Origin of the sequence: Rhodobaculum claviforme, assembly GCF_016653255.1 — a bacterium.
GTDB lineage: Bacteria > Pseudomonadota > Alphaproteobacteria > Rhodobacterales > Rhodobacteraceae > Rhodobaculum > Rhodobaculum claviforme.
In genome coordinates, this window is record NZ_NHSD01000140.1 from 1 (window position 1) to 9,638 (window position 9,638).

Annotated in this window: 7 protein-coding genes and 1 pseudogene; 3 read left to right on the top strand and 5 right to left on the bottom strand. The window is 70.2% G+C overall.

Going from position 1 to position 9,638, the window contains the following annotated elements; genetic code table 11:
* Positions 1-24 precede the first annotated feature (24 nt).
* Positions 25-660: an HD domain-containing protein gene (locus CCR87_RS04430; RefSeq protein WP_201156364.1), complete on the bottom strand. Its 636-nt coding sequence runs from the start codon at positions 658-660 to the stop codon at positions 25-27.
* A gap of 275 nt (positions 661-935) precedes the next feature.
* Here CCR87_RS04430 and ahcY point away from each other — a divergent pair, with 275 nt between their 5' ends.
* A complete protein-coding gene (gene ahcY, locus CCR87_RS04435) occupies positions 936-2,330 on the top strand; it encodes an adenosylhomocysteinase (protein WP_201156365.1) in 1,395 nt (464 codons plus the stop codon).
* A 58-nt stretch (positions 2,331-2,388) separates the two neighbouring features.
* Positions 2,389-2,709 (top strand): divalent-cation tolerance protein CutA, encoded by a 321-nt coding sequence (cutA, locus tag CCR87_RS04440; RefSeq protein WP_201156366.1) that lies wholly within the window; start codon positions 2,389-2,391, stop codon positions 2,707-2,709.
* Here the strand turns inward: cutA and CCR87_RS04445 are convergent.
* The 3 genes and pseudogenes from CCR87_RS04445 to metG all read right to left on the bottom strand — a co-directional run bounded on the left by CCR87_RS04445 (position 2,706) and on the right by metG (position 8,397).
* Positions 2,706-3,461 carry a cytochrome c biogenesis CcdA family protein gene (locus tag CCR87_RS04445; protein ID WP_201156367.1) on the bottom strand — a complete coding sequence of 252 codons (756 nt, stop codon included), beginning with the start codon at positions 3,459-3,461 and terminating at the stop codon, positions 2,706-2,708. The genes cutA and CCR87_RS04445 overlap by 4 nt on opposite strands.
* 261 nt (positions 3,462-3,722) lie before the next feature.
* Positions 3,723-6,160, bottom strand: a pseudogene (locus tag CCR87_RS04450) (Rne/Rng family ribonuclease).
* A gap of 506 nt (positions 6,161-6,666) precedes the next feature.
* The gene (metG, locus tag CCR87_RS04455; RefSeq protein WP_201156368.1) at positions 6,667-8,397 is read right to left on the bottom strand and encodes a methionine--tRNA ligase; all 1,731 of its coding nucleotides are present in this window, start codon (positions 8,395-8,397) and stop codon (positions 6,667-6,669) included.
* A 100-nt stretch (positions 8,398-8,497) separates the two neighbouring features.
* Between metG and CCR87_RS04460 the strand changes: the two genes are divergently transcribed.
* Positions 8,498-9,346, top strand: coding sequence for a TlpA disulfide reductase family protein (locus tag CCR87_RS04460; protein WP_201156369.1), 849 nt, complete (start codon positions 8,498-8,500; stop codon positions 9,344-9,346).
* On the opposite strand, the gene CCR87_RS04465 is transcribed toward CCR87_RS04460, so the two are convergent.
* On the bottom strand, positions 9,315-9,638 hold a 324-nt coding region (locus tag CCR87_RS04465; protein ID WP_201156370.1), incomplete at its 5' end, for a sulfite exporter TauE/SafE family protein. The two genes, CCR87_RS04460 and CCR87_RS04465, sit on opposite strands and share 32 nt — an antisense overlap.

Genomic DNA, 9,638 nt, shown 5'->3' on the forward strand with positions numbered 1-9,638 from the left:
GCAGGGGGGTGCCGGTGGGCAGGCTCATGCGCGCCCCCGCGCCGGGGCTTCGGCGTCGATCTGCGCCAGCAGCGCCGCGTGGCGCTCGAGGAACGCCGCGCGCACCGCCACCGGTGGGCGCAGCGTCAGGTCCATCCCGTCGAGCAGCGCCATGTCGGGGCGGCCGAAGAACCGATCCGCCTCCGCCGTGGCGAAGCCCGCGAGCCGGGTCGCCTCGGCCCAGGCCGACAGCCGGTCGGCCACCTTGATCGCCCGTTCCACCCGCGCGGGCAGCGCGGCCGGAAGGCCGAAGCGCAGCCGGATGGCGGTTGCCAGTCGCGCCTCCAGCGTGCCGTAGTCCGGGCCGATGGCGGCCTTCACCGGGCTGATCATGTCGCCGATGACGTATTCAGGGGCGTCATGCAGCAGGGCCGCCAGCCGCCAGCGGGCCGGTGCCGCGGGGTCGGCGCGGGCAAACAGCGCCTCCACCAGCAGCGAGTGCTCGGCCACCGAATAGGGCCAGTCGCCCTGCGTCTGCCCGTTCCAGCGCGCGACAAAGGCCAGCCCGTGGGCGATGTCGCCGATCTCGATGTCGATCGGGGTCGGGTCCAGAAGGTCGAGCCGCCGGCCCGACAGCATCCGCTGCCAGGCGCGTGGCCGGGGGGTCGTTGTCCGTGGCATGCGCACCTCCGCCAGCCTCTCGCCTAGGCGAGGGCGGCGGCGGCGGCAAGGGCGCCGTGCCGCCAAATCCGTCCGCCCGGTGATCCGCGTGCCGACGCCTGTGGCATGGGTGCCGCGCGGCTGGCGCCCCCGGCCGGGGCGCGGGCGGGCGCGATCGCGGGAACACCCGTGCCACGCCCCCCTGATTCGCCGACAATGCCCCCGCGCCGCATTGTCGCCTGGCATCGACGATGCTATCTGCCCGGCTTGAGTTTGAACCCATCGGGAGCCCGCGAATGCCGCGTGATTTTGTCGTCAAGGATCTGTCGCAGGCCGATTACGGCCGCAAGGAACTGGCCATTGCCGAAACGGAGATGCCGGGCCTGATGGCGCTGCGCGAGGAGTTCGCCGCGTCGCAGCCGCTGAAGGGGGCCCGGATCGCGGGATCGTTGCACATGACGATCCAGACCGGCGTGCTGATCGAGACGCTGACGGCGCTGGGCGCCGAGGTGCGGTGGGCGTCGTGCAACATCTTCTCCACCCAGGACCACGCGGCGGCGGCCATCGCCGAAGCCGGCGTTCCGGTGTTCGCCGTCAAGGGCGAGACGCTGGAGGAATACTGGGATTACTGCGACCGCATCTTCCACTTTGAAGACGGCGGCGCGAACCTGATCCTCGACGATGGCGGCGACGCCACGATGTATGTCCTCATCGGCGCGCGGGTGGAGGAAGGCGAGACCGACCTCATCGCCACCCCCACCAGCGAGGAGGAAGAGGCGCTGTTCGCGCAGATCCGCAAGCGCATGGCCGCCAGCCCCGGCTGGTTCGGGCGCCAGCGCGCGATGCTCAAGGGCGTGTCGGAGGAAACCACCACCGGTGTCCACCGCCTCTACAAGATGATGGAGCAGGGGCAGCTGCCGTTTCCCGCCATCAACGTCAACGACAGCGTGACCAAGTCGAAGTTCGACAACAAGTACGGCTGCAAGGAGTCGCTGGTCGACGGCATCCGGCGGGCCACCGACACCATGATGGCCGGCAAGGTCGCGGTGGTGTGCGGCTATGGCGACGTGGGCAAGGGCTCGGCCGCCAGCTTGCGCGGCGCCGGTGCCCGCGTGGTGGTGACCGAGGTCGACCCGATCTGTGCGCTGCAGGCCGCCATGGACGGCTATGAGGTCGTCACGCTGGAGGATGTGGTGGAGCGCGCCGACATCTTCATCACCGCGACCGGCAACAAGGATGTCATCCGCCTCGACCACATGCGGGCGATGAAGGACATGGCCATCGTCGGCAACATCGGCCACTTCGACAACGAGATCCAGGTGGCGGGCCTCAAGAACCACAAGTGGACCAACATCAAGGACCAGGTGGACATGATCGAGATGCCGTCGGGGCATCGCATCATCCTGCTGTCCGAGGGGCGCCTGCTGAACCTCGGCAATGCCACCGGCCACCCCAGCTTCGTGATGTCGGCGTCCTTCACCAACCAGGTGCTGGCGCAGATGGAGCTGTGGACCCGCGGCGACCAGTACGAGAACAAGGTCTATGTCCTGCCCAAGCACCTCGACGAGAAGGTGGCGCGGCTGCACCTCGCCAAGATCGGCGTGCGCCTGACGGAGCTGTCGGGCGACCAGGCCGAGTACATCGGCGTGACGCCGCAGGGGCCGTTCAAGCCCGAGCAGTACCGCTACTGAGCGATGCGCGGGGCCGGTCGCTTGACCGGCCCCCACCCGCCGCGCCATCCTGCGGCCCATGACCGAGTTCATCGAGATCGAGATCACCTGCCCCGACGCGGCCTCGGCCGAAGCGGTGGCGCGCGCTTGCGTGGGCGCGCGGCTGGCGGCCTGTGCCAACATCCGCCCGGGGCTGCGCAGCCTCTATCGCTGGCAGGGCACGGTGCAGGACGACGCCGAGGTCGGCCTGACGCTGAAGACGCGCGCGGCCCTGTTCGACGCCGTCTGTGCCGAGGTGGTGCGGCTCCACCCCTATGAGGTGCCGGCGATCGTGGCCCTGCCGATGGTTGCCGTGGCGCCGTCCTTTGCCGACTGGCTGCGGGCGGAAACGCAGCCCTAGCCGATCCGCCCCAGCGCCGGGAACGTCTCCAGCAGCCACCACGAGAACGCGGTGAACGCGCCGGTCAGCAACGCCAGCCCCACCGCCACCAGAAGCGCGCCCATGACCTTCTCGATCAGCGCCATGTGGCGCTTGAGGCGGTTCATCACCGTCATGGACCGTTGCACGAACACCGCCGCCAGCAGGAACGGCACGCCCAGTCCCACGGCATAGCTGCCCAGCAGGACCGTGCCGCGCGTGACGTCCCCCTCGGATGCGGCCATGGACAGGATCGCGCCCAGGATCGGGCCGATGCACGGCGTCCAGCCGAACGCGAACGCCAGCCCCAGCACATACGCCCCCAGGCCCGAGCCGCCCCGGTCGCCCGCGTCCACCCGCGCCTCGCGCATCAGCAGCGGGATGCGGAACACCCCCAGGAAGTGCAGCCCGAACACGATCACCACGACGCCCGCGATCTGCGAGAACAGGATCTGGTTGCGCAGAAAGAACATCCCGAACGCCGAGGCGGTGAAGCCCAGGAACAGGAACACGGTCGACAGCCCCATCACGAAGAACAGCGCCGGGATCACCGCCTTGCGGCGCGGGCGCTCGTCCTCGGCGGTCAGCTCGGCCATGGAGATCCCGCTCATGTACGCAAGATAGGGCGGCACGATCGGCAGCACGCATGGGCTGAGGAACGAAAGCCCCCCCGCCGCCAGGGCGATCAGCATCGCGGGCAGCAGGGCCGCGTCAAAGAGTTCCAGTCCGAACATGGGGCCTCGTGTGCCGTGGATGGCCCCTGTCTATGCCATGGGCGGGCAGAGGTAACGTGACCCATGGTCACAACACCGGGAACGCGCCCGAAACCGGGCTGTCACAGCCGCGCGGTCGGGCGCCGGGTTCCGGCTGGGTGGCGGGACAAAAGTCGGCCTGCTGGCGCGGCGCGCCCGACGGACGGGCCGTCACAGGGCCGTCCATGGCTTGACCGTGCATCGGTCCGGGCGGCCACCAGGATGGCGGCCGCCCGGGGGATGTCAGCGGCGCAGGGCCCACCAGCCGCGGCGCCGCGGGGGGGTGTCCTCGGCGGTGTCGGCCGGTGTGGCCTGCGGTGCCGGTTCGGCCGCTGCGGGTGCGGCGGTGGGGACGGGCGCCGGAGTCGGAGCCGCAGTCGGAGCCGGAGCCGGCGGCACGGGTGCCTCGGTGATCTCGGCTGCGGCGGGTTCCGAAGCGGCGGAGGCGCCGGTGAAACCGGCACGGCGTCGGCCTCCGCCTCGGCAGGGGCCTCGGGCGCCGAGTCGGGCGCCGGTTCGGGCCTTGCCTCGGGCCCTGCCTCGGGCCTCGTCTCGGGGGTGGGCGCGGTCTCGGGCGCCTCGGCGTCGCTGCGGGCCTGGTCCGGGGTGTCGGAGGCGGTGTCGCCCTCGCCACCGCCGCGCCGGCGCCGCCGCCTGCGACGCTTGCGCTTGCCGCCGTTGTCACCGTTCGCGCCGGTCTCGGGCTGGGGCCGTGTGGGGGCCTCGGCCTCGGTGGTCTCGGTTGCCTCGTCCTCGTCCTCCTCGATCTCGTCCTCGAGATCCTCGTCGAACTCGATCTCGGGCATGGAGGAGGTGTCGACCGACACCACCGGCGGGGCCGGCATCACCGGCCGCGTCGCGGTCTTGAACTTCTCGATGCTGAAGTCAGGGCTGACCAGCGCGGGGTCGCCCTCCAGCCGCACGGCCATGCCGTAGCGCGCCTCGATCTGGGCGATGTGCTCGCGCTTCTGGTTGAACAGGAAGTTCACGATGGCCACGGGCGCCTTGACCAGCACCTCGGCGGTGCGGGCGCGGGTGCCCTCCTCCTCCAGCTGGCGCAGGATCGCGAGGCCGAGGCTGTCGTCGGAGCGGATCAGCCCGGTGCCGTGGCAATGCGGGCAGGGCTGGGTCGTGGCCTCCAGCATGCCCGGGCGCAGGCGCTGGCGGCTCATCTCCAGCAGGCCGAAGCCCGAGATGCGGCCGACCTGGATGCGCGCGCGGTCGTTCTTCAGCTTGTCCTTGAGCTTCTTCTCGACGGCGGCGTTGTTCTTGCGCTCCTCCATGTCGATGAAGTCGATGACGATCAGCCCGGCAAGGTCACGCAGGCGCAGTTGCCGGGCGATCTCCTCGGCGGCCTCCATGTTGGTCTTGAGCGCGGTCTCCTCGATCGAGCCTTCCTTGGTGGCCCGGCCGGAGTTCACGTCGATGGAGACCAGCGCCTCGGTGATTCCGATGACGATGTAGCCGCCCGATTTCAGCTGCACCGTCGGGTTGAACATCCCCGCAAGGTAGCTTTCCACCTGATACCGCGCGAACAGCGGCAGCGGATCGGTATACTGCCGCACGTTCTTGGCGTGCGACGGCATGATCATCTTCATGAAGTCCTTGGCCACGCGGTAGCCGACGTCGCCCTCCACCAGCACCTCGTCGATGTCGCGCGAATAGAGGTCGCGAATCGTGCGCTTGATGAGGTCGCCTTCCTCGTAGATCGGCGCGGGCGCGATGGACTTCAGCGTCAGGTCGCGGATCTGTTCCCACAGGCGCTGCAGGTATTCATAGTCGCGCTTGATTTCCGCCTTGGTGCGCTTGGCCCCGGCGGTGCGCACGATCAGCCCCGCGCCCTCGGGCACCGTCAGGGTGGCGGCGATTTCCTTGAGCTTCTTGCGGTCGGGCGCGTTGGTGATCTTGCGGCTGATGCCGCCGCCGCGCGCGGTGTTGGGCATCAGCACGCAGTAGCGGCCCGCCAGCGACAGATAGGTGGTCAGCGCGGCGCCCTTGTTGCCCCGCTCCTCCTTGACGACCTGCACCAGCAGGATCTGGCGGACCTTGATGACCTCCTGGATCTTGTAGCGGCGCGGGCGCTGGCGGCGGGGTGCGCGGATCTCGTCCGAGACGTCCTCGTCGGCGATGGATTCGATCTGGTCGTCGATCTCGGCGGCGTGGTCGACGGCGGCATAGGGGCGCCGGTCGTCGCCCGACGCGCGCTCGGCGGTGTCCACAAGCTCGGCGCGGGTGTCGTCGCCGCCGTCAAGGTCGACCACATCCATTCCCGACGGCGTCGCGACATCGCCGGTGGCAACGGCATCCGCGTCGCCATCGGCGTCGGCGGCCCGGCTGCGCCCGCCGCGGCGTTTGCCACGGGCCTTGGCGGCGTCTTCTTCCTGGGCGATGGCGTAGGCGCGCTCTTCCTCGATCAGGGCGCGGCGATCGGCGACCGGGATCTGGTAATAGTCCGGATGGATCTCGGAAAACGCGAGGAACCCGTGCCGGTTGCCGCCATAGTCGACAAAGGCGGCCTGCAACGAGGGTTCGACCCGCGTTACCTTGGCAAGGTAGATGTTGCCGGCCAGTTGCCGGCGGTTCGCGGCCTCGAAGTCGAATTCCTCGACCTTGTTGCCGTCGACCACCACGACGCGGGTTTCCTCCGCGTGGGTGGCATCAATGAGCATCTTGTTGGGCATTGTCTCTCATCACGCCGCGCGGGCGGCGCCGCTGCCATGCCGTTGGCGGCTGGCAGGGCGGGGCCCGGGGGCTGTCCGGTTGAGGCGATGGCCAGCGCCGCGCACTCCGCGGAGGAGGACTTGCGCGCACAGGCCCGGGGGGCTGCGGCGTGTCGCTCCATCGGGCGGTGCGAGAGGGCGTCGGGCATCGCGGTTCGTGGCTCCGGTGCCTGGTGGGGCACCCGTTCAAGGCCAACCGGCGAGGGTCGCACGGCGGGCAATTCCTGTGCCGACGGCATGCCGGCGGTGTGTCCGCCCTCCGTATCGCAGGCCCGTCGGCGGGGACGCATCGGAGGGATCGCGGAGGGGCGCGTGCGGCATGTCACCATGACGGGACTGCACGGCCCCAATGCAACAATAGGGGTGAAGGCGGCCCGAACACAATGGTCAATCGCCCGTGGCGCGAGCCCCGCTCCGCCGCCTGCCCGAAGGGCAGGCAGCGCGGCGGGCCTCCGACGGGGCGGCGATCAGGCGCGCAGCCCGGCGAAGCGGGCGGCCCAGGCCTCACGCTCCTCGTCGGTGATCTTGCGGAACAGCACGTCGGGGACGGTGAAGGCGTGGCCCACCGGCAGCGCATCGAGCGCCTGCGCAGGGCTGTCGGGCCAGCTCCAGTCGGCGCAGGCCAGCGCGGCCATGATCCGCGCCGCGGCATCCGGCACGAACGGGCGCGAGACCACCGCATAGATCCGCATCAGGTTCAGCGCAAAGCGCACCTGCGCCTGGGCCTGTTCCGGATCGGTCTTGATGGTGGACCAGGGCGCGGCCTCCTGGAGGTATTCGTTGCCGATCACCCACAGCGCGCGCAGCTCGGCGGCGGATTTGCGGATCTCCATCGCCTCCATGTGGCGCGCATAGGCGGCAAGGCGGGCCGCGACCTCGTCACCCGCGGCGTGCTCCAGCGGGCCGTAATCGCCCCCCGCGGGGACCTCGGCGCCGAAGCGGGCGTTACAGAACTTGGTCACCCGGCTGACGAAATTGCCCAGCACATCGGCCAGGTCCTTGTTCACGCTCGCCTGGAAATTCTCCCAGGTGAATTCGCTGTCTCCGGTCTCGGGGGCGTGGGAGAGCAGCCACCAGCGCCAGTAATCCCCCGGCAGCAGCTCCAGCGCGTGGTCCATGAATACCCCGCGCCCCTGCGAGGTGGAGAACTGCCCGCCGTCATAGGTGAGGTAGTTGAACGACTTGATGTAATCCACCAGCTTCCACGGCTCGGTGCCGTCGTGGTTCGCGCCCATCAGCGTGGCGGGGAAGGACAGGGTGTGGAAGGGCACGTTGTCCTTGCCCATGAACTGCACATAGCGCACGTCGTCGGCGCCCTGGTCGGTGCGCCACCAGCGCCGCCATGCGGCATCCGGCAGGCCATGCGCGTCGGCCCATTCGGCGGTGGCGGCGATGTATTCGATCGGCGCGTCGAACCAGACGTAGAAGACCTTGCCCTCCATCCCCGGCCAGGGCGCATCCCCGCGCCGCACCGGCACGCCCCAGTCCAGATCGCGGGTGATGCCGCGGTCCTGCAACCCGTCGCCGTCGTGCAGCCACTTCTTTGCGATCGAGGTCGTCAGGATCGGCCAGCCGCGCTGGCTGTCGATCCACTGGTCCAGCCGCTCGCGCAGCGCCGACTGGCGCAGGTACAGATGCCGCGTCGCGCGCGGCTCCAGGTTGGTCGCCCCGGAAATCGCCGAGCGCGGGTCGAGCAACTCGCGCGGGGTCAGCTGCTTGGTGCAGTTCTCGCACTGGTCGCCGCGGGCCTTGTCGTAGCCGCAGGCGGGGCAGGTGCCTTCGATGTAGCGATCCGGCAGGAAGCGGCCGTCGTCGGGCGAGAAGACCTGCGTCTCCTCGACCTCCTCCACCAGGCCCGCCTCGGCCAGCCGCGCCGCCATGTGCTGCGTCAGCGCATGGTTGCGCGCCGATGACGAGCGGCCGAAATGGTCGAACGACAGCCCGAAGCCGTCCGCGAGGTGCTTTTGCACGCCGTGCATGCGCGCACAGTAATCGGCCACCGGCTCGCCGGTCTTGGCGGCCGCCAGTTCGGCGGGGGTGCCGTGTTCGTCGGTGGCGCAGATGAACATCACCTCGTGGCCGCGCGCACGCATGTAGCGGGCATAGAGGTCGGCCGGCAGCTGGCTGCCCACCAGATTGCCGAGGTGCTTGATCCCGTTGATGTAGGGAAGCGCCGAGGTGATCAGAATCCGTGCCATGGCCCCGCTCCGCTGCTGCGGGCGCGGGTGTAGCGCAGCCACGCGGAAGTGACCAGAAGCCCCGGTTGCCGGGCGGCGCCGGGCGGGGCACAAGGCGGGGATGGATGCAGTGCGCCTCGGACCCCTCGTGTTTTCCATCGAACGCTTTGCCGCGCTGGCGGCGGTGGCGGTGTTCCTGCTGGCGGTCTGGTGGCTGGCGCGCCGGATGGGCGACGCGCGCGGCCCCCGGCTGGAGGCCTGGGGCTGGCGGTCGGTGATTCTGGGCGCGCTGGCGGGGCGCGCGGGCCATGTCGCGGCCCATTGGGACAGCTTTGCCGACGAGCTGTGGCGCGTGGTGGCGTTCTGGCAGGGCGGCTTTTCCGTGCAGGGCGCGCTCGTGGCCGTGGCACTGGTGACCGCGCTGGAGGTGCTGCGCCGCGACCGCGCGCCGCTGGGCCGCCCGGTGGCGCTGGCGCTGGGCCTGGGGGTGGCGACCTGGGCGGGGGTGGGGATGCTGCAAGGGCCGTTGCAGCCGCTTGCGCCGCCCACACAGGTGTTCACCGCCATCGACGGCCGCGCGATTTCCCTGGCCGAGCGGGACGGCCGCCCGGCGGTGGTGAACCTGTGGGCGACCTGGTGCGGCCCCTGCCGGCGCGAATTGCCGATGATGGCCGATGTCGCCGCGGCGCATCCCGATGTCGACGTGATCTTTGCCAACCAGCGCGAGACCCCGAACACCGTGGGCCTGTTCCTGGCAACCGAGGGGTTGCGGCTGTCCAATGTCGTGCTCGACCAGGGTGGTGTGCTGGGGCGCCACTATGCCGCGTTCGGCCTGCCGACGACGGTGTTTCTGGACGCCAGCGGCGCCGTGGTCGAAAAACACGTCGGCGAGATCTCGCGCGAGGCGTTCACGGCGGCGCTGGCGCGGCTCGGCGCGCTCAGCCCATCACCGCCTGACGCACCAGGTTGAGGCCGGTCACCGCCAGCAGGACCAGCGTCCAGCGCCGGAACCGGATCGGGTCCAACCGGTCCTGAAGCCGGAACCCCAGCCACATCCCCACCGCCGCCGGCACCACCAGCGCCGCCGACAGCGGCAACGTCACCGCGTTCAGAACCCCCGATTGCAGGTGCGCCGACAGCAGCACGATGCCGCCGATCAGGAACACCACCCCCTGCACGCGGATCATCTCGCGTTTCTCGGCGCCGACGGACACCAGATAGATGATCACCGGCGGCCCCCACACCCCCGAGATCCCCCCGTA